The organism is Thermococcus sp. 9N3, from assembly GCF_012027685.1.
Lineage (GTDB): Archaea > Methanobacteriota_B > Thermococci > Thermococcales > Thermococcaceae > Thermococcus > Thermococcus nautili.
Map to the genome: position 1 here is coordinate 462,380 of NZ_SNUV01000002.1, position 24,980 is coordinate 487,359.

A 24,980-nucleotide genomic window follows, 5' to 3' on the forward strand; every position below is an offset into this window, starting at 1 on the left:
CAGAGCTGTTCTAAAAATGGGAGAGGGGTAAGAGAGATGCCAACGGTTAAAGTGGACCCAGAGGAGATTAAGAGAATCAAGAGAGAATTGGAGGCCCTTGAGAAGGAGAGAAACGAGATAAGGGCCAAACTTGATGAGCTCGAGAAGGAGCTCCAGACCTGGATTCAGAAGAGGGATGAGAAGAACAAGGAAGTCCAGCAGTTGAGGCAGAAGGGCAGGGAGTACAAGGCGAAGAGGGACGAGATAAACCAGAAGATAAAGGAGCTCAAGAAGAACAGGGAGGAAATCAACGCCAAGCTCGACCTCCTCTACCAGGAAATCCTTGAGTACAGGACGAAGAGGGACGAGTACAACCAGCTCAGAAGGCTTAAGATGAGCCCCGAGAAGATACAGGAGAGGATAGAGAAGCTCGAGTGGGAGCTCCAGACCAACCCGAACATCACCCCTGAGAGGGAGAAGCAGATAGTCGACCAGATACAGGTTCTCGCGACCGAGCTTGAGATAATCCAGCAGGCAGACAGGTTCCACAAGAAGCTCGTCGAGACGAGGAAGAAGGTTGACCAGCTCAAGAAGGCCAGAAAGGCCATAAGCCTCGAGATACAGAAGCTCGCCAACCAGAGCCAGCAGTACCACGAGCAGATGATTCAGGCCTTCAACAAGGCCGACGAGGTCAAGAAGGAGGCCGACGAGTACCACGCCAAGGTCGTCGAGCTCCGCGAGAAGGTCAGGGAAGTCAGAAGGGAGCTCAGGGAAATCGAGAGGAAGATTCGCGAGTACGACGAGAAGCACAAGGAGCTCATAGCTTACAGGCTCGTCGCGAGAATGCGCGCCAAGAAGGACGCCAGCTTCGAGAGGGCAGTTGAGGCCCTTGAGAAGTTCAAGCGCGGTGAGAAGCTCACCCTCGACGAGCTGCTGCTCCTCCAGCGCTACAACCTCGTGTGATGCCCATGGAAGTCATCAAACACGAAGGGCCTGGAAGGTTGGGGTTAGTTCGCTTAGGAGACTACTCTTTCAGGACCCCCGCTTTGGCAGGGGTAGACTTCACGCTCTCCCCCTTCAACTCCTTCTTCCACCCTGACGAGCCCGGCGACTACGACTTCAACCTTGCCCCGGCAATTCCCCTCGGCTTCTACACACCTGCGGAGGTCATTGAAAAGGCCCTTGGGAGGCTGTGGAGCGTTAACTATGACGGCTTCAACGCCTTCTATTTGCCAGCCCTGAGGAGAACCGAGTACCTCGAGGAGTTCTTCAAGATAATCGAGCGCTACAACTTCGATGCCGTCTACCTCGGCAACTCCAAAATCCTCGTCAAGGAGTACCGCTACTTCGTTAAAATCCTCCGCGCCCTCCGTGAGAGGTTCCCCAACGTCATGATTATAGCGGATTTGGAGCCGTTCTTCTATCCGCTCGCCGTTTACCTCGGCGTTGATGCCTTCGACACGCGCTCGCTCAAGCTCTACGACTTTGAGGGCAAGGGCTTCACCCAGTACAGCCCGTTCCTCTGGGGCAAAGAACCCAACTCCCTCGACTTCGCGAGAGAAACTATCCTCCTCGTGAGGAAGGCCCTCGAGACCGGTAGGCTCCGCTACCTCGTGGAGAACCTGTTCTACACCCAGTACCACGCGGGAATTCTCCGCATAGCGGATTTGGAGCACGCCGATTACCTCGAGAAGTACACGCCGATTCAGAAGGAGACGGTCTACTTCATCAGCGACGCCTCCATCAGGAGGCCTGAAGTTAAGCGCTGGCACTCCAGAGTTGTAGAGCGCTTCACCCCTCCAAGGAACACCGAGCTGGTTCTTCTATTCCCCTGCTCGGCCAAGAAGCCCTACTCCTTCTCCCGCTCGCACACCCTCTACAGGCGTGCCGTGAAGGAAGCTTTAGGCTCCGGAACGGCCAGGGTTCACGAGCTAATCCTCACTTCCCCCTTCGGTGTCGTTCCGAGGGAGTGGGAGTGGCTGGCGAAGTACGACATAGTCGTCACCGGCCACTGGAGCGAGGAGGAAATCAAACCTGCGGCAGAGCTACTCGCGAAGACCCTCGAGAAGTACCCGAAGGACGTTCCGATAGTAGCGCACCTCGACGAGGCCTACGTCGAGATAGCGAGGCTCGCGGGCGAGCTCTCGGGCAGGGAGATAATCTTCACCCGCGTTGAGAACGGAACGACGAGCAAGGAAAGCCTGAACTCTCTCACCGAGACTCTGAGGGAGTTCCACCTTGAGGGAACTAAGGAGGACAGAACCTACCGCTACTTCGAGAACATAAGGAAGGTCTTCGACTTCTACTTTGGCATCGGTGCCGGAGAGGCCGTCCTTCCCGATAACGGCCACGTCAAGGGCTCAAAGATGCTCCGCCTCTTCGTTGAAAACCAGCAGACGGGAACCTTCAGGGATGGCGTCATAAGCGTCACGCCCTTCGGAATGCAGAGGATTTACGACTCTCTCAAAGCCTACTGGGTGAAGATTGACTTCGACCTGCGCGGTGACGTCTTCGCGGTCGGCGTCAACGAGGCCGACGAGAGAATTCGTCCTGACGACATAGTCGGCGTCGTGAGGGACGAGACGGTCGTCGGCGTCGGCAAGGCCGTTCTCGCTGGAGAGGAGATGATTAGGGCGAAGAAGGGCGTCGCCGTCAAGGTGAGGAAGCGGGCATAACTTCTTCAAGTCTTTTCACGGGGGAGTAGAAGCCCGTTTCAATCATTTTCTCCAGCAATTCATTGCCTTCTTCCAACGTTAAAATGCCTTTCTTGACTCCAAGCACGAGAAGGCCTATCGTCCCCGATACTTTGACCCCGAGCAGTCTCGCCTTCTTTCGCGCGTCGTAGTCATCGCTGAGCAAAATTAACCCCCTGTGTTTTGCGACGGCTATGCAAGATGATTCTCCCTTTCCCAGCTTCGCGCGAAGGAGTCTGTACAATCTTTCTTCCTCGGGAGTTAGCTCCGTAATGGGCATGGGGATTTCAACTGGAGGATACCTGCCTCTATTAACTCCCACCATAAATTCCTCAACAACCTGAGGGGTTGTTAGCGCCGTTTCACTGAGAATTTTTCCGAGAACGTCCATCGAATTCGTCTTTGCAAAGTTGGACAACACCGTTGTGTCAACTACAAACACGTTATAACCTCCACCTCTGAGAGAACGTCTTCTCTGTCGGGGGTTCTGATGGGGATTCCCCGTTTTTTAAACTCCTCCATAAGCTCCTCTCTCGTTACTCCGAGGACCTCTGCGGCTTTCCCGAGACTTATGATTTCATCAAGATACGCTGAGATTACTATCTCCTTTAAAAGGTCGGGGTCCTTCTTTATAAGGCGGAGGGCTTTCTCTGGCATTAACTCCGCCACTTTTTCAAACTCTTTAACAATCCACAGGTCCTCCATTCTCCCACCGATGTAGTTTGACATCGAGGATAACTTAAGCCTTGCGCAAGAGCTAAAAGTCCCGGGTTGAATCTATGCCCATGCCCAAGTACTTCCGCAAAGGCGTCAAGAGGGAGCACCACTTCCTCAAGGGGCTTGAGAAACCTCTCGAGGAGATAGCCTCGATTCCCGGCGTCAAGAAGGTAATCCCGGGCAGGATTTACGCAAGCGATTCCCGGGGATTTGAGATTAAGGTGACGCGGGAAACGCAGACCGGCCTTAAGCTCGTCGCCAAGAGCGACGGGAGCGTTCAGGAGGTGTTTCTCGTCGTTGACAAGGCCGACCGGGCCAGGGTTCGCGAAGAGATAAAGCATCTTGCTGATGAGTGGGCGAAATAATTTTAAGTTCGGTTTTTAACTATTCATGATGGTGAACCTCAAATTTAAAACCCGGTTATCAGCTTACGACATTACTGCGGTTCTCATAGCCCTATTCTATTCGCTCGTTATGATTCATCTTAGCCTCCTTAAGTTCAAATACTTCCGCTACACCAGCTTTGACCTTGGAATCTTTACGCAGTCCTTCGCGGGCTTCCTCCACGGTCGTCCGTGGTTCAACACTGTGGAGTGGCAGGTTCACGGCGTTACCAGCCACTTCGGTGTTCACTTCCAGCCGATAATGTACGCCCTTATTCCCCTTTTCAAGCTATTCCCATCCGCGAAGACCTTTCTCGTGGTTCAGAGTCTTGCACTCGGCACGTCAGTTTTTCTCGCTTACCTCCTCGCCAAGAAGGTTCTGAACGAGAGGCTAGCGCTCGCGCTGACGGGGCTCTACGCCTTCAACTCCTCCCTCATTGGAATCAACCTCTTTGAGTTTCACCCCGTTTCCCTCGCGGTTCCGCTCTTCCTTCTCGCGGCAGTTCTCCTCGTTGACGGCAGGGAACGTGAGTTTTTCGCAACCTCAGCCATCTTGCTCTCAGTGAAGGAAGACACGTTTCTCGGCGTGGCTTCGCTTTCGCTGTGGTGGGCCTTTCGCGATGGCTTTTCCATCGAGGAACTGGAGAAAAACCGCCGCTTTCTTGTTTTTGCGGCCATACCCGTGCTCTACGGCGTAATCGTCATCAAGCTTATAATCCCCTACTTCGGGAAGGGCTACATCTATGGTAGTCTTTACAAACACGTCCATCTAACCGGCAGAAAGCTTGCCTACTTCTTACTCTTTAATCTAAGCTTTGGTCTCCTTCCACTCTTCCTCCCGAGAAACTGGGTCCTCCTTACCCTTCCTTGGCTTGAGAACCTCCTTGCCTCAAGGGCCAGCCAGTACTCCTTCGGCTTCCATTATCCTTACATGCTCGTCCCGCTTTCCTTCCTGGGCACAGTCTACGTCCTGAAAGAGCTTGAGTTCAGGCATCTCAAAAGGATTCTATCAGTGCTCCTCGTGCTTGGGTTTATAACATCGTGGGCTACTATGCCTATCGCAGAGACTCCACCCAAAGAGCCGTTCTCTCTTGTCTACTATTCAATTCTTGAGCCGCTCCCCGGATACAAAACTGCTTGGGAAGTTATAGACGTTCTTCTGAAGACGAACCTCTCAATTTACACCCAGCCTGCTTTTTATCCAGCCCTGGCGGTTAAGGAGAATGTCTATGTTTATCCAGCAGGGATTAAGCCGGATTTGGTGTTCGTGGACGTGAGGACGTATCACGGGAGGCTCTACCTGAAGAGACTTAGGGAGATGGTGAGGAATAACTACGTTCTCGTTTATTCAAAAAATGGAATTGAACTGTACGCAAGGTCGGGTTTAAAGCTCCCGCTTCCCCTCAAAGAACTCAAGAACTAACCAGTGCCTGCCATCCTTCAGCTTCATTGAGACCCTGTCCTTTCCACCAATGACCCTTGAGACATAGGGTTGAAGCTCTTTCAAGACACTTCTTTCTCTGCCCCTAAACGTCACCTTCAGGGGAAGTTCCCTTATGAGAAGCGCGTTTCCCCTGAGTAGGTAATACTCCCTCCAGGGACCGACTAACCGGAAGTTATGCCTTGCGAGTATTTTGAGAACTTCCTCTGGAATCACGTGGTAGAGCTTCAGCATGTCCTCACACCTATTCGTCTTGCGATTCTGTTGCTTCACCCCAGTTCCCGCTTTCCCTCAAAGAACTCAATTAGCTCCTCGTCGCTTATTTCCTCGTCCACTTCGGTGTAGCCGAGTTCCCTCTTCTGGAGCTCAATGAGGCCCGGCGTGAGCAAAAGCCTCCCGTCCAGCTTCGGAACCGCGTAGTGGAGCGTTATCTCGCTGAACTCGTCGAGCCTTATCGTCGGGTTCTCCTCGTACTCAATCTCCTCCAGCCTCTTACCGTCCGCGATTAGCCTGGCCACTATGCTTGCCCCGTCAATCGAGAATTGGGGCTTTCCGATGTGCCTGACCTTAACGCCTTCCATCTTCGACGTTATGAACTCCTTGGTTCTTCCCCTCGGAATGGCATCGCCGAGGATTCCTCCGACGACTATTATCGTGTCCTCCTCGATGTCCTCCGGCTTCAGCTCTTCCTCCGCCTGAAGGTCGAGGACTATGATTTTTGAGCGGTCAAAGGGGAACTTCGTGACACTTTCATCTATGACGCTCCCGAGCTTCGCGAGTTTTTCCCTTTCCTCAGGCAGGACGTTGGTGAAAATCAGCTTATCCTTCCACCACTCGCTCACGTGCTTGTACTCCAGCCACAGCCAGTCGCTTATCTCCTCGAGGTGCTCTATGACGAGGTACGGCATGCTCTCACCGCCCGGCTTTGGGTTCAACTTTTTAAAAGCTCTTCCCAAGTTAGGCCATGTCGTTCAGGGAGAAGTACTCGCGCATTGCCCGGCACTATGAGGCCCTCGAGAAACCCCTTGACAGGTTCTTCTGCCCCCTGCGCGAGAGGGCGGTTTCATTTGTCAGGGGAAAGACCCTTGAGGTCGGTGTTGGCGTCGGGAAAACGTTGCGCCATTACCCGAAGGACGTTGAGCTCTGCGCCGTCGATGCCGTTCCCGAGGCCATTGAAATCGCCCGGGAAAAGGCCAGAAGGCTTAACCTGAACGCCTGTTTCGAGGTTGCCGACGTTGAGAAACTTCCTTTCCCGGATAACAGTTTTGACACCGTTCTGAGCTCCTTCGTCTTCTGCACCGTTCCGAACCCCGAGATGGGGATGAGAGAAATCCTCCGCGTTCTGAAGCCAGGTGGAAGGGCGGTTTTCCTCGAACACACGAAGAGCGACTCGGTTCTGCTCAACTACCTGTTTCTCCTTCCTCTGAGGTTGCCGTTGAGGCTGCTCCTCGATGACGACCCGCTCAGGGAGACGCATAAACTGGTCTCGAAGCACTTTGAAATCGAGCGCGAGGAGCGCTATTACCGCGGAATCGTCCGTTTAATCGTTGCGCGGAAGCCCGCTGAGAGTAAAACTTTTAAAGCTCCCTCCCCTTAAGAATAACGGGCGTGCGGTGGTAGTCTAGCCTGGTCCAGGACACCGGCCTCCCAAGCCGGTAACCCGGGTTCAAATCCCGGCCACCGCACCATTACAGCCCTTTCTGACGAAAGCGCTGGCGGAAGATTGAGTGCTTTTCTGAGAATTAGTTGGTTTTGAAATGGGTTTTTATTTACTTGCTCCTTTATGAGTGTTTCACTCTCTAAAGGCGCCCTTTGGGCGTCGATAAAAATGTGAAACTGCTTGAAGGACTAATTTAAAAGTTAAACCCATGTGTCGGTTGTACTTAAGCAGTGCACGACTGGTTTTTTGCTCTTTGATGAGAAAGGGTACTCTTTGGTCAAACTTTGCTTTGCAAAGTTTGTTCGCCTGCGCGAAGTTTGACCAAGGTTTGTAGTTCCTTCTTTGGAGTTAACTTTTGAGGGATTTCCCTTATTGGTGGGCCCTTTGAGTGTGAGAACCGTTTAATGTTGCTTTGTGGGGTAATAGGTTTACCTTTAAATCGACGCCCGAAGGGCGTCAATGGAGGTGAATAAAATCTGGCTCCATTCGAGCCTTGGGCAAGGGCTACAAGCTTTTGGTGGAGCTTCACTCCTCACTTACTGAGCATCTTCTCGAGTTCCTCAACTGGCTTTAGTTCTGAGACCAGCATGTTAAAGGTCTTCTCGTCGAGGGCTTCCCGCTCTATTGAGACTAGCAGGATTCCCCTGTTGAGAGTCGCAAGGTCCCTCAGGCTGGCTATGAACTTCAAAACGCTTTCGGGTTTGTTTTCAAGCAGAAGGTACTCAACGCAGTCTATAAGAATGACCTTGTCTAGATTGGTGGATTCAAGGAACGCTTTGAGATTCTCAAGTAGGTATGGAAGTCTGGTGGGGTCTACGGCCTCGTCGTGCCTAACCTTCGAGACCCAGAGAACCGGGACGATTTTGAGCCCTAGTCTTGACCTGAAGACCTCTGGGGGGTCTCTTGTGACGGCAATTCCCGGAAGGTGCCTGTGCTTTGTTAGCTCAACGAATAGCCTTTCGGTTGCTTCACTCCTCCCCCAATACGCACCGTACGCTATTTCTTGACTTGGCTCTGTTGCTATGGGGACGATGACGTATTGCCCCCTAGCAAAGGGCAAGTAAAGCATTACTGAGGAAAGGAATAGCAAAAGGGCGCCGATTGTCAGGAGAATTGACCGTATGATTGCGTACGTTTCATTGCCATACAAGACTGAAGTGCGGAGAAGAACTCCTATAAGCTCCGCCACAACGACGAGAAGAAACGCTCCGATGAGCAGATTAAAAACCCTGGTGAAGTAGCTAACCCGGAGATTCCTCTTAACGCTTTTTTCAATCGTGAGCAGCATGATGACTATAGCGAGCGATAGTAGGAGCACGGTCAAATCCCTAAGGAAATAACCCATCGAAAGTACGTGAGGCATGTATGTACATTGATGCTCAGGTTTTTAACGGTTTCGTGGGGTTTTTAAAGGGTTGGAGGATTTATCCATGGTGGTTCCAATGTCATGGAAGGAGAAGCTTGGTTTGGTTCACATCTACACCGGAAACGGGAAGGGCAAGACGACGGCCGCGTTCGGTCTTGCCGTTAGAATGCTCGGCTCCGGCGGAAAGGTCGCGATAGTCCAGTTCATGAAGGCCCCGAAGGTTTACGGCGAGCAGAAAAAGATTGAGGAGTGCGGTGCACTGATAGAGTCCTTCGGCCTGCCGAAGTTCGTTCACGGGAAGCCGGAGCCTGAGGATATAGAGGCCGTTAAGAGGGCCCTCGCAAGGGCAAAGGAGCTCGTTTCAAGCGGGGAGTGGGATTTGGTGATACTCGACGAAATCTGCGTTGCCCTCGGTTTCAACATGCTGAACGTTGAGGAGGTCAAGGAGCTCATAAAGAGCAAAGCCCCGAAAACCGAGCTCGTTTTAACTGGTCGCTACTGTCCGGAGGAACTCTTTGAGCTGGCCGACTACGTCACGGAGATGAGGGAGGTAAAGCACCCGTACCAGAAGGGAATCCTCGCGAGGAGGGGCGTTGAATACTGAAGTCCACTTCAAGAACCGAAAAGCTTTTTAGTTAGGAAAGCTTAAGATAAGCCGGGGAGATTTTAGTAACAATTTTTTAGGATAATCGAAAGGGGGTGATAGAATGAGCGAGCTGATTCAGCAGATTGTGCAGGTTCTCAAGGAGCAGGTCGTCCAGGACACCGTTGTTCCCAGGAACATAAGGCGCGCCGCCGAGCAGGCCATAGAGGTTCTCCTCGACGAGAGCAAGGAGCCCGCGGTTAGGGCGGCCGATGCAATAGCCATTCTCGAGGAGATTAGCGAGGACCCGAACATGCCCATGCACACGAGGACCATCATATGGGAGGTTCTCGGTGCCCTCGAGCAGGTTAAGTGAGCCTTTGATTTTTCCGCTCATTTCCTGCTCATGTACCACAGCTTGGCGCTCTCCTCAACCAGCTCCGCCTTGTAAAAAGCTTCTCTCAGGCTTTTTCCGACGGTCACGATTCCGTGCTTCGCCATCAGAACCGCGTCCGCACCCTTCAAAGCTTCTGCCGTGACTTCCGCGAGCTCCTCGGTTCCCGCCGGTCTGAACGGCGCTATTGGAATTTTCCCAAGGTAGAGCTCGGCCTCGGGCGTTATTATCGGCAGTTCGCCTTCGAGGAGGGTCGAGGCGACTATCGAGTAAGGCGGGTGGAGGTGGGCTATTGCCTTAACGTCCGGCCTCGCTCTGTAAACGGCCAGGTGAAGCCTGTACTCGGAGGAGGGCCTAACGCCAGAGAGCTGGTTCCCGCTGAGGTCTATCACGGCCACCTGCTCCTCCGTCATCTCATCCATAACGGCTCCGGTCGCCTTGATGAACACCAAATTCCCGACGCGGACGCTCAGGTTCCCGCCGAATGCTGCAGTTAAACCGCGCTCGTGGGCCTTCCTTGAGTAGAGAACGAGCTGGCGTTTTGCTATTCGGGTCATGAGAATCACCTCTCAAGAAAAGTGTACCTCAACGGCCTCCCTAATGTTCTCCATGAGCTCGTCGAGGGTCTTTCCTTGGGTGAAGATATCATCGTCTATGCCCTTGGCGCACCAGTACTCGCCGTCGAAATATACTTCGAACTTGACTATCATGCTCCCACCGTTTGTTCTTATGTTGGCAAGGGTACTTAATCTTTGACTTTAACACCGTAGCCGCAGTCCAGACAGAGGGCCTTCTTACCGCGCCACGCGAGCTCACCGCCGCAGAGGGGGCACGTGTCGAGGTTTCCGGCCTCTTTCCAGCGCTCGAAGGTTTCGCTGTCTATGACGAGATAAACCCCGTCCTTTTCCGCCTCGAAGTCGCCCAGAACGGGGGTGCTTTCGAGTTCGCCGGTTTCGAGGTTCACTATTACGGGCTCGAGGCCGATGTTGCCCTCGTACTCCAAATCGTTCGCGGGCAGTATCTCAAGGATAAGAGAGTTGAGCTTTCTGTCGTGGTACGCTATTACCTCGAGCGCGTCGCTCACCTCTCCGCTCGCGGGGATTACATCAACGACCAGGCTCTCTCTCGGAAAGAGTAGCACTACGACGTCCCTGCTCCTGAGCAGTGCGAGGCCCTTGCCCATATAGAGCTCTTCAAGGCCGAGCTCCTTCAGGAATTCCCTGACCTCGTCTCCGCTTGGAAGGCGCTTTTCCGTGACCATGACGTTCATCATTCTCTTCGCGAGCGGAACCGCGACGGTTATCGGCTCTTCCATTTTCCTCACCGCCGATATTCGGAGGGAAAAATTTATAAACCTGCCCCGGGGATAATGGTTCGGGCCAAGCAGTAGGGTCCCGCGGTAGCCTAGCCTGGGAGTGGCGGCGGACTGTAGATCCGCAGGTCCCCGGTTCAAATCCGGGCCGCGGGACCACCAGAATTCTAAGCGCTTCTTGATGTCTTAAAAACAAAAACTGCTGGTAGCGTTTTCATCTGTTGTTCTCGAAAGAAGCATGTAAAAGAGCGTTTAAAACCGTCTAGCGGTCCAAAAGTTAAAAAGAAATCCCTTCGGTTCACTTCATTCTCTCGAGGATTATCGCCGGGCAGACCTTGGTGACGCCCTCAATCCTGCCGATTTTGTTCGAGATGATGTCCGATAGGTCCTCTCCGTCCCTGGCCCAAATCTCGGCCATTATCATGTGGTCACCGCTCGTCAAGTAAACGTGCCTCACGAAGTCGAACTCCTTGAGCTTGCTGGCGACCTCAAAAATCTTCTCCGGCTTGGTGTCTATCCCGGTGATGCTCACGAGGTTGTAGCCGAGCTTCGATGGGTCCACAACTATGGTGTACTGCTTTATCACTCCTGCCTCCTCAAGCGCCTTGACGCGCTTCCTAACTGCCGTCTCGCTTATGCCGAGAACCTTCGCTATCTCCGTGAAAGGTGTCCTCGCGTCCTTGGTGAGCATGTCGAGTATAATCTTATCCCTCTCGTCCAGCATAATCCACCACCTAAGTTCTAATTACGCACCCATTCCTTATTAAGGTATCGGTCTTTTTGGTTTATGTATCGAACTTCTTCAATTCAATCACGGCCTCAACGTGGGGTGTGTGCGGGAACATATCGAGACCGACGGCGCTCTCAATCCTGTATTTCTCCATCAAAGCCGAGAGGTTCTCGGCGAGCGTTTTGGGATTGCACGATACGTAGATTAGCCTCTCCGGTTCGTCTTTTAAGATTTTCCGGATTAGCTTCGGGTGGAGGCCCGCCCTCGGCGGGTCAACTATTACCGTGTCGTAGTTTGAAAGGTCCTCCACGTCCCTATCGCTCCCCACCCTGAACTGGGCGTTTACCCCGTTCAGCTCGGCGTTTCTGTTGGCCATCTCGACTGCAAAGGGGTTAATCTCGACCCCCTCGACGGCAAAGCCCCTCTTGGCGAGGTAAACGCCGAAGGTGCCGACGCCTGAGTAGAGGTCAAGGACTTTTTCTCCCTCTGCGAGCTCCGCCACCTTTCTGACGAGGTTGACCGCCTGATGGCTGTTGGTCTGGAAGAAGCTGTTGGGGTGGATGAGGTAAGTCACGTCGTCGAGTTTCTCCCTTATGAATGGCTCGCCCCAGAAGCGCTCGACGTCGCCGTAGGAAACGTCGCTCTCGCTCCTGTTGACGCTCCAGTAGAGAGATGTGGCGAAGGGGAAGTAGTCAGGGAAGGACTCCGGAAGGGTTCCCTCCTTCGTCACGAGGTTCACCATGAGCTCGCCGGTGAATTTCCCCTCGCGGATGACGATGTACCTCAAAAAGCCCTCGTTCTTCCGTATGTCGTAGAGCGAAAGCTTCTCGTCCTCGATGAACTCTCGCAGGGCCTTCAGAACCCTTCTGCTCGCATCGCCGAAGACGGGGCACTCGGCTATGTCAACGGCCTCCCACCACGTCCCGTAGCGCCTGAACCCCATCCCTGTTGTCGAAATGACAACGTCAATTCTGTTTCTATGGCCGTATATCTTCGGCGAGGGAATAACCTCGACGTCAAGACCGAGATACTTTGAGAGTTTTGATGCCTTGAAGCGGAGCTGTTCCTCATAGGGCAGGTGCTGGAGCAGACAGCCGCCGCACCTTCCGAAGTAGGGGCACTTTGGTTCGGTTCTGATTCCAGAGGGCTCTATTAGCTCAAATTCAGTCGCTATGAGCTTCCTCTTTTTTCTCCTCCACTTCCTGACTTCCACGAGGTCTCCTGGTGCCGTGTGCGGAACGAGGATTTCCCGCTTTCCTGCCCGAAGAACGCCCAGCCCATCGTCGCTCAGCCTCTCTATAACTCCCCTCATGGCCGGCGATGCTCAGGATTGCTTATAAACCTGCCCATTGATGGGCCTTTGAACGTTCGCCAAAAGTGTTCACGGAAGGTTTATTTAGTTCGAGAGCGTATTACTATCGGTGCCGGGTTCATGTTTGGGCGCCGTAAGGATATAGTCTACAAGGTTTTGGCAACCAAGAAGAGGGCCGTTGCCCTGCAGAACCTCAGCGCGGAGCTTGAAACGCCCGCTCCGGCCCTGCTCAAGACCGTTCGGGAGCTGGAGTCCGAGGGCCTCGTTGAGGTCTTCTACGGCCGCGAGAAGGCGGCCATCATGGTGAAGGCCAAGACGCTTGAGGACTACATTTGACCTTCAATCATTTTCTTTGAATCAACGGGAATGGGAGAAATGCTTTATGGTTGCGATAGTGGTTACTGGGCGAGGTGGGGCCGGGAAGACAACGATGACGGCCAACCTCTCGACCTACTTCTCGGGCATAGGTCTGAGAACCCTTGCAATAGACGGCGACCTTTACCTTCCGAAGCTCGCCTTTCACTTCGGGATATACAATCCGATAACGAACCTTCACACGCTCTTGAAGAAGGAGGACTCAAGACTCGAGGAGTCCATATATCGGGATGTAAGAACGGGCGTTGACGTTCTCCCCGGGAGCTCAAAGCTCTACGATATCCTAGATATAGACCAGAGGCGGCTCAGGCAGATAGTGATGGACGTCCAGACCAGGTACGACGTTACGCTGATTGACTCGCCCGTGGGGATTCCCTTCGACACAATCTCAACGTTTCGGCTGGCGGAGTATCAGCTAATCATAATCGAGGTGGAGCGGGGCCCGATTCACTCCTTCCACCGGATGGTGGAGAACGAGGTCGAGAAGCTCAAGGCCCTCGGTGAGGCCTACGGCCTCAAGGTCGGTGTGCTGATAAACAAGGTTCGCGAGGCCGAGCCGGTAATAGATGGCATAGTGAACTTCCTTGAGGGGAGCTTCAACATTCCCGTCGTTGGAATCGTTGCCCATGACCCCGCGGTTCCGGCGAGCCAGAACGAGGGGATTCCGGTCATAGCCTTCTCCCCGCACGCGAGGGCGTCAAAGGATATAACAACCGCGGGAAGGGTTCTGAGCGAGTGGGTCTTTGGGAGAAGGGAAAAGAAGAGCCTCTGGGAGAGGATAAAGGAGGCCTTTCTGTCAGTCCTTCATGGAGTCCCTTCTGGCGAAAAGCTCTGAGACCGTGACGAGGGGTGCAAAGAGGTAGTCTCCGAGGTTCTCGCGGGCGCCTTCTTCCCGGTCCACTACGACGAGGATAGCGGATACCTTTGCCCCCTGATTCTCAAGAACCTTCGCCGAGCGGAGGACGCTTCCCCCGGTGGTTGTCACATCTTCCACAAGGAGAACCTTATCCCCCGGCCTCACTTCGCCCTCAATCTGGCTCCCCGTGCCGTGTCTCTTCGGCTTCTTCCTGACGATTACGAGGGGCTTTCCAGTTTCGAGCGAGAGGGCCGTTGCTATGGGAACCGCGCCGAGCTCCGGGCCTGCAACGCGGTCAAACTCGACTCCAAGTTCCTCAGCCTTCTCCTTCATTAGCTCGGCGATGAGCTTCAAAACTTTGGGGTTTGTGATGAGCTTCTTGACGTTGATGTAGTAGTCGCTCTCCTTTCCAGACGTCAGGACGAAGTGACCGAAGAGTATTGCCCCCTCCCTGAAGAAGGCCTCGATGAGCTCGTCTTTCTTTCCCATTGAAACCACCGGTGGGTTTTGGCAGGGTCTCTTAAAAACGTGATGGAAGTAGGGGTCAAGTTGACATAAACTAATCAACCGAAAACTTTAAGTTACCACTGTCAAAAGTTAGTCGGTGGTTGAATGCTCGGGGTACTGCTCGTCGTGGGCTACGTACTCATCGCGCTCGCGGTTGGGGTTAGCGTGTTTCTCAAAACGCTGTCCTGGCTCGCGGAGACGGACAGGGCGATATTCCCCCTACCACTCCGCTCGGCTATGGGCTGGGGAATCTTGGCGTTTCTGGTTGCCCTGACCCTCGAGGCGCTCGCCTTATACCCGTTCTGGGGTACTCCCACGGCCCTCCTAATCCTCGCCCTCGTGGTGGGTCCCATCGAGGAAGGCGCTAAGCTAATCCCCTTCATCGCCAGAAAGGACGAGAGCGTACTGACCCGGTGGCACCTCACCATAAAAACGGCACTGGCCTTCGGCTTCATAGAGGCGGTCATGTACTTCATACTCCTCGTCTCCATGGGGAACATAATCGGCGCCCTCTTCAGGACGATAGTCATCATGTTCCACGTTGCCTGGACCGCGATAGCACTGGAAGAGGCCCTCAAAGGGTCCCTCGCGTGGGGCTACCTCAAGGCGGCCCTGATTCACAGCCTCTATGATGCACCCCTCCTGCTGTTGTACACCAGCGGAGCCCTCGCAGGCGTCGTTTCCCTCGTAAGCGTTGTTGTTCTCGTGTACCTCCACAACTCGGTTGACGGTGCCTTCGAATTCGCGGTGAGCTACGCGAGGAAAGCCGTCGCCCGGAGGAATGAAAGCGACGCCGAGGAGTACTCGGAAGAAACGCCGATGGAGAACGGTGAGAGGGTGGAAAATAACGAAGAGGAGAACTCTTGGGAACTCACCTCTTCGCCTTGAACCTCTCCTGGAGCTCGTAGAGCTGGGCGACCCTCTCTATGGTGTCGGCCTCCTCCGGGCTTTTATCTTCCCTCAGCGCCACGTAGCGCGGGAAGCGAAGCGCGAAACCGCTCTTATACTTGGGGCTCTTCTGTATCTCCTGATACGTTACTTCGATGACGACCTTGGGCTCAATCTCGACAAACTTGCCCTCTTCACGGACAATCAGGGGCTTGAGCATCTTGGTGAACTCGACCAAATCTTCATCAGTGAAACCGCTCCCGACCTTGCCCACCGGGACGAACTCACCGCTCTCGGGGTCGTAGGCCGCAACGAGGAACGAGCCGAGCAGGTGCGCGCGCCTCCCCTCGCCCCATTCGGCTCCGATAATGACGAGGTCAAGGTTCTCCATCGTGGGCTTAATCTTCAGCCACTTCTTACCGCGGTTTCCGGGCTCGTAGATGGAGTCCAGCCTCTTCGCCATCAGACCCTCGTGACCGAGCTCAAGGGCCCTCTTGTAGAACTCCTCGGCCTCTTCGACCTTCTTCGTAACGAGCTGTTCGGCGAGCTTTATCTTATCGCTCTCCTCAACGCTCTCCTCAAGCTTCCTCCTCCTCTCGGCGAACTTCGTGTCGATGAGGCTCTCCCCTTCAACGTAGAGGATGTCGAAGAGGTTGAGCTCGAGCGGAATCTTCTCAATCATCTCCTCGATGTTGTACTTCCTCCTAAAGCGCCTCAGGACGTACTGGAAGGGCCTCGGGCGACCGTTCTCGCCAACTGCAACCAGCTCGCCCTCGACTATGGCCTTAGAGGGCTTCAGCGAGGCCTTCACTGCCTCAACTATCTCAGGAATCGAGCGGGTGACGTTCTCAAGCCTCCTCGAGTAAATTACCACTTTATCCCCGTCGCGGTGGACCTGAACGCGCGCGCCGTCGTACTTAATCTCGAAGGCCGCCTCACCGCCCATCTCTATCAGGGCTTCCTTGACGTTGGCGGCGTTTTGAGCTAGCATCGGCCTTATCGGCTTCCCAATCTGTATGCTGACCTTCGAGAGCCCCTCGTTCCCCTCGAGCTTGGCGACCTTCGCCACGTATCCGAAGTCGCTCGTGAGCATGTATGCCCTCTCGACGAGCTCTGGCTTCACCTTGAAGGCCTCCGCTATGGCATCGCGCAGGATTCCCTCGGCGACGCCCGTCCTCATCGTCCCGAGGACGGTTCTGGCTATGTACTTGCCCTCCTCGGGTTGAGCATCCATGAAGAGGTTTGCTAAGTACTTCATCTTCCTGTCTTGGCTCCCCTCTCCGCTCGCCTCGGCAACCTTAACGAAGGTGCTGTAGACGCGCTTTATCGTGAGGGGCTGGCTGAAGAAGCTCTTCTGCTTCCTCTTCTTTAGGGCCAAGGCCACGCTCTCGCCCAAATCGCCCGTGTCCTTAATCGAGTTCTCGATTTCCCTCTCTGGAACCCCAGTCGCCATCGAAACGGCCCTTATGAGCAACTTTTCCCCGACGCCGAGCTCGCGCTCGTCCCAGTCCGGAAAGACCTTGCCGAGAATCAGGTAGGGAACTATCTCGAGCAAATCGTCGGGAGTTTTCTTGAGGAAGTCCGCGACGAACTTGGTCTTGAGCGTTTTGAGCGTGGTCTTCTCAAGCCTTCTGTAAAGTTCGGCCAGCTCGGAGTACCTCATGTCGCCCACTCTCACCACCGAAACCAATACGGCGAGGGGGATAAAAGGTTAGCCCACCCACCTCCCGACCTTCGGCTTCCCCTCATGGATTTCTGCAACGTCGTACGGAACATCAAGGTCGGCAAGGAGTGCCTTCGCGTTTTCAAGCTCCTTCTCCCGAACGAGCGTGAAGAGGCCCTTCCCGAGCATTATCATAGAGCTCGGATTCTTCAGAACCCTGTCGAGTTCCTTCGCCAGCTCAAGGAGCTCGCCTGTGAGCAGGCCCGTCCTCTCTGCGAAGGCCCTTGCGAGGACCATTAGCCTCTCGGGCGTTGGCTCCTTCAGGAGTTCCTCCAGAGCCTTCCTCCCCTCGACTTCTATCGCCTTCACGACGTCGCCGTCAAGAACCTCTTTCGTCGAGAGCTTTCCGAGGGGAACGACCAGAACGCGGTAGTCCTCGAAGAAGAGGTTGTCAACAACGCCAACTCCGGGCCCGCCGGCTCTAACGCGGACTTCAATCCCCCCTGCGAGCTGGGCTATGACATCGCCGAGGCCTCCCCTGTGGGTCACCTCGGCCTCGTGCGCTATCTGAGATGCCCTGAGCCACGTCCCCCCGAAGGCGTAGCTCAGCGCTAAAGCCGTGCCGAGAGCGCCCCCCGCGCTGTTGCCGAAGCCGTGGCCGTTGGGAAAGTCGAAGTACTGCCAGATTTCAACCTCGCCGAGGAAATCGGAAGGAACGAGCCTCTCGGCGACTGAGTAGCTGATTACGGCTTCTTCTCTCTTCACTGGCTCTCCGTTGAAGGCGATGTGGATATGCCTCTCCAGCGTTCCGGTCTCTACGCTTACGAAGACGTTTGTTCCCTTGTTTAGGTTGATTCCGGTCCCGAGGGAGCCGGCTTTGAGCGGGTCATCGTGGAAGACCGGCACGAAGAATGCCGTTATGTGGGCTGGAACGAACGCCCTGATGAGCATCACGACACCTCCAGAAGGAGTTGAGCCGGGCTTTTAAAAGGGTTTAGAGAGGGCAAAGAAAGAAAAGGGTCACTCCTCGACCACGTATATCGGCACCTTGCCGTGGGGTATGCCGTACTTCTTGCCGTACCACTCGCTCAGGAAGTACCAAGCGCCGACGAGCAACAGGACTCCAAGCGGAAGGAGTATCGCCCAGCTCCTCACTCCAAGACCGAAGAGGATATACAGAATTGCGCCGACAGAGGCCGCCGTCACGGCGTAGGGTATCTGGGTTGTAACGTGGTCTATGTGGTCTGAACCGCTGAACATAGAGCTCATAATCGTTGTGTCGCTTATCGGGGAGCAGTGGTCTCCGAAGATTGAACCCGCGAAGGTTGCGCCTATCGTGGCGAAGACTATCTCATTGACGCTTCCGCTGAAGGCCAGGCTGAGCTGGACGCCGAGGGGCACCATGATTGTGAAGGTTCCCCAGCTGGTTCCAGTTGTAAACGAAACGAACATCGCTGAGAGGAACATTATCAGGGGCATCCAGGGGCCGAGGTTTGCCCCGGAGCTGGTGGCGACGTCTATTATGTACTTGCCGGTTCCGAGGTGGTCGCCGTTGGTTATCGTTCCGAGGCTCCAGGCGAGAACGAGGATTGTGTTGGCGAAGAGCATCTGCTTCATTCCCCTGATTATCGTGTCCTCCCACTCCTCAACGGTCATCTTCTTCCTGCCGAGGAGCATTACGCTGGCAACGACAACCATGGTGAAGCTTCCCCAGAGCAGGGCAGTTGCTGCATCCGCCTCGCGGAAGGACTCAACGAAGCTGTACTTGAGGAAGTTGACGCTGAAGGGATGCTCAAGCTCGCTCCACCAGCCGAGGTCCTGGGAGTACGCCTCAAGGTTCGCGGCACCTGTGTACCAGAGACCGAGTATCGAGACCACGACGAGGCTGAGAATGGGGATGATGAAGTCCCAAACGCTTCCGTTGGGCTTCGGCTGGCCGAGGTCTGTTTCTGTCGTCATGAGGGGCTTTGCACCGTCGCGGAGAACCTTTCCGGTCGTCCTCGCGCGGTATTCCGCTTTGAGCATTGCGCCGTAGTGCCTGTGGGTGTAGGCAACTATTAGGACGAGGAGTATTGCGAGTATCGAGTAGAACCTGAAGGGAACGCTTGAAAGCCAGGCACTGTAGGCGTTGTAATCCACGCTGGCGCCCTTAAAACCGTCCTTTATGAGCGAGAGCTCGTAGCCTATCCAGGTTGAGATGAGCGCTATACCCGCAACCGGGGCGGCGGTCGAGTCGTCTATGTAAGCCAGCATCTCCCTTGAAACCCTCGTCCTGTCGGTTATGGGCCTCATGGTGTTTCCAACGATGATGGTGTTGGTGTAGTCGTCAAAGAACACGAGAACGCCGAGGAACCATCCAAGAACCGATGCACCACGACTCGTTTTGACGCGCTTTGCCAGCGCATTCGCCAGCGCTTGAACTCCTCCAGATTTGTATATCAGACCAACACCGGCTCCAATCAGGAAGTCGAAGATTAGAATCCTTGCGTTCCAGTCGTCAGTGACGCTGCCAACAATAGTCTCAAGGGTGTACGTCGTGCCCGTTATTGGATTCCATCCCATAAATATCAGGGAGCCAATCCAGACACCTGCGAACAGTGCGAGAATAACCCTCTTTGTCCATATGGCCAGAACAATCGCAACCAGCGGTGGAAGCAGGGACAGCACTCCAAAGTCCGACACGATTTTTCACCTCCGGAAATTCAACCCCGAAGTTTCTTCGAGATATATAAGCTTTTCCCGAACTTTTTTGTCAATCTTTGGAGTTCCTCCGAATGCCCTCAAAAATCCGCGAGCATCTCTGGTCATGTCACTGCTCTGAAGTGCATATAGGTGTACCTGAGTATATTATAGAGCATTGAACCAATAAAAACCTTTCCCAAAAGCGTTCCAGCTCGGCTCGTGCAAAATGGATAAAACCAAAAATCGTAACATTTGGAACCGTAAAATTTGCAGAAACGTGAAGGGAAACTCAGCCAAGCTCCTCGAGTATTTTCGCCAGTTTGACAAAGTCCTTCTCAAGCTCCTCCCTGATGGGTGGCCTGTACAGGGCCGCGGCGGGATGGTACATCGGCATTATGATTATCCTGCCGAAGAGCGTCCTCGCCTCGAAGGTCTTTCCGTGGATTTTGCTTATCGGTTCGGGCTTGAACCCGAACTTCTCAAGGATGTAGCGCATCGAGTGCCTGCCGAGTGGAACTATGACCCTCGGCCTTATTATGTCAATCTGCCTGTCAAGGTAAGGCGCGCAGGCCCTGATTTCCTCCTCCGTCGGGTCGCGGTTTTCAGGCGGGCGGCACTTGACTATGTTGGTTATGTAAACCTCGTCCCTGCTCAGGCCTATCCCCGCCAAAAGCTCGTCAAGAACCTTTCCGGCCCTGCCCACGAAGGGTAGCCCTTTCTGGTCTTCCCAGTAACCAGGGGCCTCGCCGACGAACATCACCTTGGCGTCGTAGCTTCCCGCCCCGGGGACTGCGTTCGTCCTGAGCTGGCCGAGGGGGCACTTCTGGCAGTTCCGGATTTTCTCCTCAAGCTTCTTCATGAGCTCTTCCTTTCCCATAGGCATCACGCGAGGGTCTTCTGGCTGAGGTACGCCTTCAGAAACTCGCTCCAGGCCGTGTAAAAGCCCCTCTCGTAGTCGTCGCGGAAGTCCTGGGTAGCGAGCTTCGAGTAGTTTTCAAGCAACTCCTCGGCCCTCTCCCTGTCGTTGCCCGAAATCAACTGGACAATCAGCGAATCGGTGTCGTTGTCCTTTAAGGCGTTCATTATGCCTTCAACGGCCCTTGAGTAGCCCCTGCCCCACTCGTCGTTGCCCGCTATCTTGATGAGCTTTTCCAAGTGACCCTTTGCCCTGCTGAAGTCCCTTCTCAGCAGAGCCCTGACAAACATCTCCATCCTCATCTCGCGAGCCGGCATTCTACCACCCGACTGGCTTCCGCGGAAGAGCTTTTAACCTTAGCCTCTGCTTCCCAAAGTTGGGTCATACCTATGCAGGAAAATCTTCATATTTACGCAAAAGCTTTTATACCTCACCGTTGGATTAGGGGTAGCGGTGATGAAAGATGGCCGAGAACATCGGTGAGGTACCGAGCGGTGAAAAGGAGTTTGAACAGCTCACCAGAAAGCTCAGGGATATAGTTGAGTTCCCTGAAATAAGCGAGGAAGAGTTTGAGGAGATGCTTAAAACCGCGAGCAGGGTTTATGGTGGCCCGCTGCCCCATAGGACTTACTCCCTCTGCCCCGAAACGAGGCGCGTCGTTCCAGCCCTCGTCTGGGAGAAGGACGGAATGGTGTGGATAACCAAGCGCTGTCCCGAGGGCATGATAACCGACCTCTACTACGAGAGCGTTGAGCAGTACTACCGCTTCCAGCGCTGGAAGTATGATTTCAAGCTCAAGAGCGTCAACGTTGAGAACACCGGCGTCAACTGCCCCTTCGACTGTGGAATGTGCGCCAGGCACCGCTCCCACACGAACCTGCTCAACATCGTTTTAACCAACCGCTGCAACCTTTCCTGCTGGTACTGCTTCTTCTACGCCAAGGAGGGCCAGCCGATTTACGAGCCGACGCTCGAGCAGATTAGGATGATGCTCCGCAACGCCAAGAAGCAGTACCCGGTTGGAGCCAACGCCGTCCAGTTCACCGGCGGTGAGCCGACCCTCCGCGACGACCTGATTGAGATTATCAAAATCGCGAAGGAAGAAGGCTACGACCACGTTCAGCTCAACACCGACGGAATAAAGCTCGCCTTCGAGCCGGAGCTCGTGAAGAAAATCCGCGAGGCCGGAACCAACACCCTCTACCTGAGCTACGACGGAATGACGCCCCAGACCAACTGGAAGAACCACTGGGAGATTCCGCTCATCTTCGAGAACGTGAGGAAGGCCGGCGGACCCGGAATAGTCCTCGTGCCGACAACGATTAGGAACGTCAACGACCACGAGCTTGGGGCCATAATCAACTTCGGTCTCAACCACCTCGACATCGTCAGGGGCGTGAACTTCCAGCCGATTTCCCTCGTCGGAAGGGTTCCCAAGAAGGAGCGCCAGAGGTTCAGGATAACGATTCCGGGAGCGATAAAGCGCATAGAGGAGCAGACCAACGGCGTAATCGCGATGGACGACTGGTACCCGATTCCGATAGCCGGTCATATTGCTCGCTTCTTCGAGGCGTTCTCCGGTTCGCGCTACTACATGACGAGCCACTACTGCTGTGGAGCGGCCACCTACGTCTTCCTTGACAGGGAGAACAAGCGCGTCGTTCCCATAAGCAGGTTCCTTGACGTTGAGGGCTTTGTTGAGTACCTAGAGGAGAAGGCGGAGGAGATAGAGAAGTGGAAGAAGCTCGGCAAGCTCCAGAAGCTCAAGCTCGGGGCGGAGATATTCCTCAAGTTCAAGAGCTTCTACGACGACAAGTACGCCCCGAAGGGACTCAAGGTTCTTGAGCTGATAAAGAACGCCTTCATGCACGGCAACTACGACGCCCTCGGCAAGTTCCACGAGAACGCGCTCTTCATTGGAATGATGCACTTCATGGACGAGTACAACTACGACGTTGAGCGCGTCGAGCGCTGTGTCATCCACTATGCCATGCCCGACGGAAGGGTGGTGCCGTTCTGTACGTTCAACGTGATTCCAGAGCTCTACAGGGACAAGGTGCAGGCCCAGTTCAGCTACACCTGGGAGGAGTGGAAGGCCCTTCACCCGGACTGGGACTACTGGAGCGACAAGTACAGGAGAACCAAAGAGTTCGTCGAGAAGATGAAGAACAGCGAGCTTTACAGGAAGACCTACATAGACATCGAGGACTACTTTGGCCTGAGGAACTGAGGGGGTGGTCGAATGGTCGTTAATCCCGATAAGAAGCTCACCAGGCTCGAGCTCCAGTTCGATAGGGGAAACTGGGAGCTTGCAACGGCCAAGCAGTACGAGCTCCTGACGAGGGCTGAGGTCTGGAGGGCTTTCCTCAACAGCTACACCGGCAGGGGCTTCGTGGTCTTCGACGAGGAAGCTCTGCCCAGAGAGAAAATCCTCGAAACTCTGAAGGAGCTCAACGCCAGGGTTGTGGCCGAGAAAAAGCTGACCGTCGGGGAGCTCATAGAGTCCAGCTACTCCTGGAACAACGTGCTCGAGAAGAGTTGATTTTATTCTCTTCTCCCTTCTTGGACTCGTAATCACCTACACAACCCCCTACACAAAAGCGATTTAACTTTTAACGCCGTAACTTCCCCAGGCGTAGTTGAGATTATGGGGGTGGGCGCGGTGCAATTCCGCAAAAAGATACTCCTGACTATGGTAGCAGCTGTTTTGGTCACGCTCCTCATTGGGGCGACGATAGTTGGCTACTACACGATGAGGATGAAGGGCCAGGTCCACACTGTTCTGAACGAACAGCTAAACGACCAGTTGCCGAAGATGATGGCAGAGGGCATTCAGAAGCCCATTGAAGAGGAAGCCGGAACAATTTCTGTTGGCGCGGCCAAGCTCGGTGCGAAGCTCTTCGATGATTACTTCGAGAAGATGCGAATGATGGGAAAGGTTGCAATAGAGGCCGTTGAGGTTGCCTACAGCAACTATCCTCCAAACAGCGACCAGTTCAGGGCTTTTCTCCTGAACCGATTCAGGGCCGTTAAAAACCTCGACCCGAACGTCGCTTACGTGTATTTCGGAAGTGCTGATGGTAACATGTACATGTGGCCTGACGAGCCCCTGCCTGAAGGCTACGACCCGAGGAAGAGGCCCTGGTATCAGGAGGCCGTCGCGAAGAACGGCCCCGTCTGGACCGAGCCCTACAAGGACGCCTCAACTGGGAAGTGGATTGTCACCTATTCTGAGCCCGTTTACGTTAACGGCAAGCTCGTCGGAGTCATAGGCGTTGACGTCTTCGTATCCACCCTCATCGAGCAGGCCAAGGAGATAAAGATTGGCCAGAGCGGTTACATAGCGATAATAAACAAGGCTGGAACCGTTATAGTTCACCCCAACGAGAGCCTCGTTCAGAAGCTGAACATCAACGACGTTGACTCCCTCAAGCCGATAGCGGACGTCCTCAAGGAGGGTAAAGACGAAGGATGGGTCGTTTACGAGTTCCAAGGAGTTCAGAAGGTCGCCGGCTACAAGAGGATGAAGACCACCGGCTGGATAGTACTCGCAGTTGTTCCGCTCCACGAACTAACGGACCCACTGACGAACTCAATTGAAGGTGTTCTCAAGCAGAGTACAGATAAGATAACAGCACAGATTACCTCAACGCTCGACCAGGCAATTAGAGACTCAATGCTAGGCTCGCTTCTCGCGGCGGTTGTTGGATTGCTCATGATAGCCCTCGCCTACAAGGTTCTCAACGACACGCTCAAACCGCTGGAGCACCTCCGGGACGTGGCTCAGGCCCTTGCCGAGGGCAGGCTGAGTGAGGTTAACAGCAAGCTCAAGCAGATTCGGTACCTTGAGGACGATGAGATTGGTGCGCTCATCAAGGCCTTCGAGGCCGTAGGAAAGGACCTGGTTGGTACTCTGAACACGATAGCGGCCAAGCTTGAGCGTTTGGCTGAAGGCGACCTGAGCAACGGCCTCAGCATGGAGGCCAAGGGCGAGCTCAGGGAAATCCTTGAAGACCTCCGCGACACAACCCACAAGCTCAAGGGCCTAATCGGGGAGATAGTTGAGGTCACGAACGAGCTTGAAAAGAAGGCCAACGTGCTGGCGCAGATATCTAGTGACGTCACCGAGGCCATCAACCAGGTCAATGAGGCCGTCCAGCAGGTCAGCATAGAGGCACAGAGGCAGCAGGAGCACATCAACGAGATTACCGAGGGAATGCGCTTTGTAGCAGAAACCAGCGCCGAAAGCGTCAGGGCAATGGAAGAGTTCGAAGGCGCAGTTACCGAGGTGGTTAACATAGCCACGGAGGGAAGGGAGAAGAGCGAAGTCTCGGCCAGGCAGATAGAGAGCATACAGCAGACGATGGAGGAGATAGAGACCGCGGTCAGGAAAGTTGCGGAGATGAGTAGGAGTATTGAGGAGATTACGGATGTGATTACGAATATTGCTGAGCAGACTAACTTACTCGCCCTCAACGCGGCTATTGAAGCAGCGAGGGCTGGAGAAGCTGGTAGGGGCTTCG

Annotated in this window: 29 protein-coding genes and 2 tRNA genes; 15 read left to right on the forward strand and 16 right to left on the reverse strand. The window is 54.4% G+C overall.

The window, feature by feature from the left end:
• Positions 1-36 precede the first annotated feature (36 nt).
• Both E3E30_RS09460 and arcS read left to right on the forward strand, forming a co-directional pair.
• Positions 37-942: a coiled-coil protein gene (locus E3E30_RS09460; RefSeq protein WP_042692397.1), complete on the forward strand. Its 906-nt coding sequence runs from the start codon at positions 37-39 to the stop codon at positions 940-942.
• A gap of 5 nt (positions 943-947) precedes the next feature.
• Positions 948-2,654, forward strand: a complete 1,707-nt coding sequence (gene arcS / locus E3E30_RS09465; RefSeq protein WP_167729415.1) for an archaeosine synthase subunit alpha — start codon at positions 948-950, stop codon at positions 2,652-2,654.
• Here arcS and E3E30_RS09470 read toward each other — a convergent pair.
• Both E3E30_RS09470 and E3E30_RS09475 read right to left on the reverse strand, forming a co-directional pair.
• Positions 2,632-3,114: a DUF3368 domain-containing protein gene (locus E3E30_RS09470; RefSeq protein WP_167729345.1), complete on the reverse strand. Its 483-nt coding sequence runs from the start codon at positions 3,112-3,114 to the stop codon at positions 2,632-2,634. The two genes, arcS and E3E30_RS09470, sit on opposite strands and share 23 nt — an antisense overlap.
• Positions 3,105-3,377: a UPF0175 family protein gene (locus E3E30_RS09475; RefSeq protein WP_167729346.1), complete on the reverse strand. Its 273-nt coding sequence runs from the start codon at positions 3,375-3,377 to the stop codon at positions 3,105-3,107. The genes E3E30_RS09470 and E3E30_RS09475 overlap by 10 nt, the downstream gene beginning before the upstream one ends.
• Before the next feature lie 80 nt (positions 3,378-3,457).
• Here E3E30_RS09475 and E3E30_RS09480 point away from each other — a divergent pair, with 80 nt between their 5' ends.
• A complete protein-coding gene (locus tag E3E30_RS09480; protein WP_042693335.1) occupies positions 3,458-3,754 on the forward strand; it encodes a DUF2103 domain-containing protein in 297 nt (98 codons plus the stop codon).
• A gap of 28 nt (positions 3,755-3,782) precedes the next feature.
• The gene (locus E3E30_RS09485; protein ID WP_167729347.1) at positions 3,783-5,195 is read left to right on the forward strand and encodes a DUF2079 domain-containing protein; all 1,413 of its coding nucleotides are present in this window, start codon (positions 3,783-3,785) and stop codon (positions 5,193-5,195) included.
• Here the strand turns inward: E3E30_RS09485 and E3E30_RS09490 are convergent.
• Together E3E30_RS09490 and E3E30_RS09495 are read right to left on the reverse strand one after the other, a co-directional pair.
• Positions 5,157-5,447, reverse strand: a complete 291-nt coding sequence (locus tag E3E30_RS09490) for a hypothetical protein (RefSeq protein WP_167729348.1) — start codon at positions 5,445-5,447, stop codon at positions 5,157-5,159. The genes E3E30_RS09485 and E3E30_RS09490 overlap by 39 nt on opposite strands.
• Positions 5,448-5,482: 35 nt before the next feature.
• Positions 5,483-6,121, reverse strand: a complete 639-nt coding sequence (locus tag E3E30_RS09495; protein ID WP_167729349.1) for a hypothetical protein — start codon at positions 6,119-6,121, stop codon at positions 5,483-5,485.
• Between the two features lie 56 nt (positions 6,122-6,177).
• Between E3E30_RS09495 and E3E30_RS09500 the strand changes: the two genes are divergently transcribed.
• A complete protein-coding gene (locus E3E30_RS09500) occupies positions 6,178-6,810 on the forward strand; it encodes a class I SAM-dependent methyltransferase (protein ID WP_167729350.1) in 633 nt (210 codons plus the stop codon).
• A 13-nt stretch (positions 6,811-6,823) separates the two neighbouring features.
• Positions 6,824-6,901 (forward strand) — tRNA-Gly (locus tag E3E30_RS09505).
• A 504-nt stretch (positions 6,902-7,405) separates the two neighbouring features.
• Here E3E30_RS09505 and E3E30_RS09510 read toward each other — a convergent pair.
• A complete protein-coding gene (locus E3E30_RS09510) occupies positions 7,406-8,236 on the reverse strand; it encodes a DUF835 domain-containing protein (RefSeq protein WP_042691546.1) in 831 nt (276 codons plus the stop codon).
• A 79-nt stretch (positions 8,237-8,315) separates the two neighbouring features.
• Here E3E30_RS09510 and cobO point away from each other — a divergent pair, with 79 nt between their 5' ends.
• On the forward strand, positions 8,316-8,843 hold the full coding sequence (cobO, locus tag E3E30_RS09515) for a cob(I)yrinic acid a,c-diamide adenosyltransferase (RefSeq protein WP_167729416.1): 528 nt from the start codon (positions 8,316-8,318) through the stop codon (positions 8,841-8,843).
• Positions 8,844-8,946: 103 nt separating this feature from the next.
• A complete protein-coding gene (locus E3E30_RS09520; RefSeq protein WP_014122777.1) occupies positions 8,947-9,198 on the forward strand; it encodes a UPF0147 family protein in 252 nt (83 codons plus the stop codon).
• 17 nt (positions 9,199-9,215) lie between these two features.
• On the opposite strand, the gene E3E30_RS09525 is transcribed toward E3E30_RS09520, so the two are convergent.
• Genes E3E30_RS09525 through E3E30_RS09535 form a run of 3 tightly spaced genes read right to left on the reverse strand, consistent with a single transcriptional unit; the run spans position 9,216 to position 10,531 of the window.
• A complete protein-coding gene (locus E3E30_RS09525) occupies positions 9,216-9,773 on the reverse strand; it encodes an aldolase (protein ID WP_167729351.1) in 558 nt (185 codons plus the stop codon).
• Between the two features lie 12 nt (positions 9,774-9,785).
• Positions 9,786-9,926: a hypothetical protein gene (locus tag E3E30_RS09530; protein ID WP_014122775.1), complete on the reverse strand. Its 141-nt coding sequence runs from the start codon at positions 9,924-9,926 to the stop codon at positions 9,786-9,788.
• 35 nt (positions 9,927-9,961) lie between these two features.
• The gene (locus E3E30_RS09535; RefSeq protein WP_167729417.1) at positions 9,962-10,531 is read right to left on the reverse strand and encodes a hypothetical protein; all 570 of its coding nucleotides are present in this window, start codon (positions 10,529-10,531) and stop codon (positions 9,962-9,964) included.
• Positions 10,532-10,609: 78 nt separating this feature from the next.
• On the opposite strand from E3E30_RS09535, the gene E3E30_RS09540 reads away from it, so the two are divergent.
• Positions 10,610-10,687 (forward strand) — tRNA-Tyr (locus tag E3E30_RS09540).
• 139 nt (positions 10,688-10,826) lie between these two features.
• Here the strand turns inward: E3E30_RS09540 and lrpA are convergent.
• Positions 10,827-11,252, reverse strand: a complete 426-nt coding sequence (lrpA, locus tag E3E30_RS09545) for an HTH-type transcriptional regulator LrpA (RefSeq protein WP_042691562.1) — start codon at positions 11,250-11,252, stop codon at positions 10,827-10,829.
• A gap of 61 nt (positions 11,253-11,313) precedes the next feature.
• Positions 11,314-12,570, reverse strand: a complete 1,257-nt coding sequence (gene rlmD / locus E3E30_RS09550; RefSeq protein WP_167729352.1) for a 23S rRNA (uracil(1939)-C(5))-methyltransferase RlmD — start codon at positions 12,568-12,570, stop codon at positions 11,314-11,316.
• Between the two features lie 120 nt (positions 12,571-12,690).
• Here rlmD and E3E30_RS09555 point away from each other — a divergent pair, with 120 nt between their 5' ends.
• Together E3E30_RS09555 and E3E30_RS09560 are read left to right on the forward strand one after the other, a co-directional pair.
• Positions 12,691-12,906: a hypothetical protein gene (locus E3E30_RS09555; protein WP_042691567.1), complete on the forward strand. Its 216-nt coding sequence runs from the start codon at positions 12,691-12,693 to the stop codon at positions 12,904-12,906.
• 46 nt (positions 12,907-12,952) lie between these two features.
• A complete protein-coding gene (locus E3E30_RS09560; RefSeq protein ID WP_042691569.1) occupies positions 12,953-13,780 on the forward strand; it encodes a MinD/ParA family protein in 828 nt (275 codons plus the stop codon).
• Here E3E30_RS09560 and pyrE read toward each other — a convergent pair.
• Entirely contained in the window at positions 13,742-14,290 is a 549-nt protein-coding gene (gene pyrE / locus E3E30_RS09565; protein ID WP_167729418.1) for an orotate phosphoribosyltransferase, read from the reverse strand. The two genes, E3E30_RS09560 and pyrE, sit on opposite strands and share 39 nt — an antisense overlap.
• Positions 14,291-14,413: 123 nt before the next feature.
• Between pyrE and E3E30_RS09570 the strand changes: the two genes are divergently transcribed.
• Positions 14,414-15,196: a PrsW family glutamic-type intramembrane protease gene (locus E3E30_RS09570; protein ID WP_167729353.1), complete on the forward strand. Its 783-nt coding sequence runs from the start codon at positions 14,414-14,416 to the stop codon at positions 15,194-15,196.
• Here E3E30_RS09570 and E3E30_RS09575 read toward each other — a convergent pair.
• From E3E30_RS09575 to E3E30_RS09595, 5 genes are all read right to left on the reverse strand, one after another.
• The gene (locus tag E3E30_RS09575) at positions 15,180-16,859 is read right to left on the reverse strand and encodes an ATP-dependent DNA ligase (protein WP_167729419.1); all 1,680 of its coding nucleotides are present in this window, start codon (positions 16,857-16,859) and stop codon (positions 15,180-15,182) included. The two genes, E3E30_RS09570 and E3E30_RS09575, sit on opposite strands and share 17 nt — an antisense overlap.
• Before the next feature lie 48 nt (positions 16,860-16,907).
• Positions 16,908-17,810, reverse strand: coding sequence for a pantoate kinase (locus E3E30_RS09580; RefSeq protein WP_167729354.1), 903 nt, complete (start codon positions 17,808-17,810; stop codon positions 16,908-16,910).
• 69 nt (positions 17,811-17,879) lie between these two features.
• Complete coding sequence (locus E3E30_RS09585) at positions 17,880-19,541, reverse strand: Na+/H+ antiporter NhaC family protein (RefSeq protein WP_167729355.1); 1,662 nt, start codon at positions 19,539-19,541, stop codon at positions 17,880-17,882.
• Positions 19,542-19,830: 289 nt separating this feature from the next.
• Positions 19,831-20,418: a type-4 uracil-DNA glycosylase gene (gene udg / locus E3E30_RS09590; RefSeq protein ID WP_167729420.1), complete on the reverse strand. Its 588-nt coding sequence runs from the start codon at positions 20,416-20,418 to the stop codon at positions 19,831-19,833.
• 5 nt (positions 20,419-20,423) lie between these two features.
• Positions 20,424-20,774 (reverse strand): hypothetical protein, encoded by a 351-nt coding sequence (locus E3E30_RS09595; RefSeq protein ID WP_042691597.1) that lies wholly within the window; start codon positions 20,772-20,774, stop codon positions 20,424-20,426.
• A gap of 146 nt (positions 20,775-20,920) precedes the next feature.
• On the opposite strand from E3E30_RS09595, the gene tes reads away from it, so the two are divergent.
• The 3 genes from tes to E3E30_RS09610 form a co-directional block, all read left to right on the forward strand.
• Positions 20,921-22,687, forward strand: a complete 1,767-nt coding sequence (gene tes, locus E3E30_RS09600; RefSeq protein WP_042691600.1) for a tetraether lipid synthase Tes — start codon at positions 20,921-20,923, stop codon at positions 22,685-22,687.
• 12 nt (positions 22,688-22,699) lie between these two features.
• Entirely contained in the window at positions 22,700-22,999 is a 300-nt protein-coding gene (locus tag E3E30_RS09605) for a DUF3213 domain-containing protein (RefSeq protein ID WP_167729356.1), read from the forward strand.
• A gap of 120 nt (positions 23,000-23,119) precedes the next feature.
• Positions 23,120-24,980: methyl-accepting chemotaxis protein (locus E3E30_RS09610; RefSeq protein WP_346765915.1), on the forward strand; the 1,861-nt coding region annotated here is incomplete at its 3' end.

Coding starts and splice junctions, on each gene's coding strand:
- E3E30_RS09460 (WP_042692397.1), top strand. CDS start 37: ATGCCAACGGTTAAAGTGGACCCAGAGGAGATTAAGAGAATCAAGAGA.
- arcS (WP_167729415.1), top strand. CDS start 948: ATGGAAGTCATCAAACACGAAGGGCCTGGAAGGTTGGGGTTAGTTCGC.
- E3E30_RS09475 (WP_167729346.1), bottom strand. CDS start 3,377: ATGGAGGACCTGTGGATTGTTAAAGAGTTTGAAAAAGTGGCGGAGTTA.
- E3E30_RS09480 (WP_042693335.1), top strand. CDS start 3,458: ATGCCCAAGTACTTCCGCAAAGGCGTCAAGAGGGAGCACCACTTCCTC.
- E3E30_RS09485 (WP_167729347.1), top strand. CDS start 3,783: ATGGTGAACCTCAAATTTAAAACCCGGTTATCAGCTTACGACATTACT.
- E3E30_RS09490 (WP_167729348.1), bottom strand. CDS start 5,447: ATGCTGAAGCTCTACCACGTGATTCCAGAGGAAGTTCTCAAAATACTC.
- E3E30_RS09495 (WP_167729349.1), bottom strand. CDS start 6,121: ATGCCGTACCTCGTCATAGAGCACCTCGAGGAGATAAGCGACTGGCTG.
- E3E30_RS09500 (WP_167729350.1), top strand. CDS start 6,178: ATGTCGTTCAGGGAGAAGTACTCGCGCATTGCCCGGCACTATGAGGCC.
- E3E30_RS09510 (WP_042691546.1), bottom strand. CDS start 8,236: ATGCCTCACGTACTTTCGATGGGTTATTTCCTTAGGGATTTGACCGTG.
- cobO (WP_167729416.1), top strand. CDS start 8,316: ATGTCATGGAAGGAGAAGCTTGGTTTGGTTCACATCTACACCGGAAAC.
- E3E30_RS09520 (WP_014122777.1), top strand. CDS start 8,947: ATGAGCGAGCTGATTCAGCAGATTGTGCAGGTTCTCAAGGAGCAGGTC.
- E3E30_RS09525 (WP_167729351.1), bottom strand. CDS start 9,773: ATGACCCGAATAGCAAAACGCCAGCTCGTTCTCTACTCAAGGAAGGCC.
- E3E30_RS09530 (WP_014122775.1), bottom strand. CDS start 9,926: ATGATAGTCAAGTTCGAAGTATATTTCGACGGCGAGTACTGGTGCGCC.
- E3E30_RS09535 (WP_167729417.1), bottom strand. CDS start 10,531: ATGGAAGAGCCGATAACCGTCGCGGTTCCGCTCGCGAAGAGAATGATG.
- lrpA (WP_042691562.1), bottom strand. CDS start 11,252: ATGCTGGACGAGAGGGATAAGATTATACTCGACATGCTCACCAAGGAC.
- rlmD (WP_167729352.1), bottom strand. CDS start 12,570: ATGAGGGGAGTTATAGAGAGGCTGAGCGACGATGGGCTGGGCGTTCTT.
- E3E30_RS09555 (WP_042691567.1), top strand. CDS start 12,691: ATGTTTGGGCGCCGTAAGGATATAGTCTACAAGGTTTTGGCAACCAAG.
- E3E30_RS09560 (WP_042691569.1), top strand. CDS start 12,953: ATGGTTGCGATAGTGGTTACTGGGCGAGGTGGGGCCGGGAAGACAACG.
- pyrE (WP_167729418.1), bottom strand. CDS start 14,290: ATGGGAAAGAAAGACGAGCTCATCGAGGCCTTCTTCAGGGAGGGGGCA.
- E3E30_RS09570 (WP_167729353.1), top strand. CDS start 14,414: ATGCTCGGGGTACTGCTCGTCGTGGGCTACGTACTCATCGCGCTCGCG.
- E3E30_RS09575 (WP_167729419.1), bottom strand. CDS start 16,859: ATGAGGTACTCCGAGCTGGCCGAACTTTACAGAAGGCTTGAGAAGACC.
- E3E30_RS09580 (WP_167729354.1), bottom strand. CDS start 17,810: ATGCTCATCAGGGCGTTCGTTCCAGCCCACATAACGGCATTCTTCGTG.
- udg (WP_167729420.1), bottom strand. CDS start 20,418: ATGGGAAAGGAAGAGCTCATGAAGAAGCTTGAGGAGAAAATCCGGAAC.
- E3E30_RS09595 (WP_042691597.1), bottom strand. CDS start 20,774: ATGCCGGCTCGCGAGATGAGGATGGAGATGTTTGTCAGGGCTCTGCTG.
- tes (WP_042691600.1), top strand. CDS start 20,921: ATGGCCGAGAACATCGGTGAGGTACCGAGCGGTGAAAAGGAGTTTGAA.
- E3E30_RS09605 (WP_167729356.1), top strand. CDS start 22,700: ATGGTCGTTAATCCCGATAAGAAGCTCACCAGGCTCGAGCTCCAGTTC.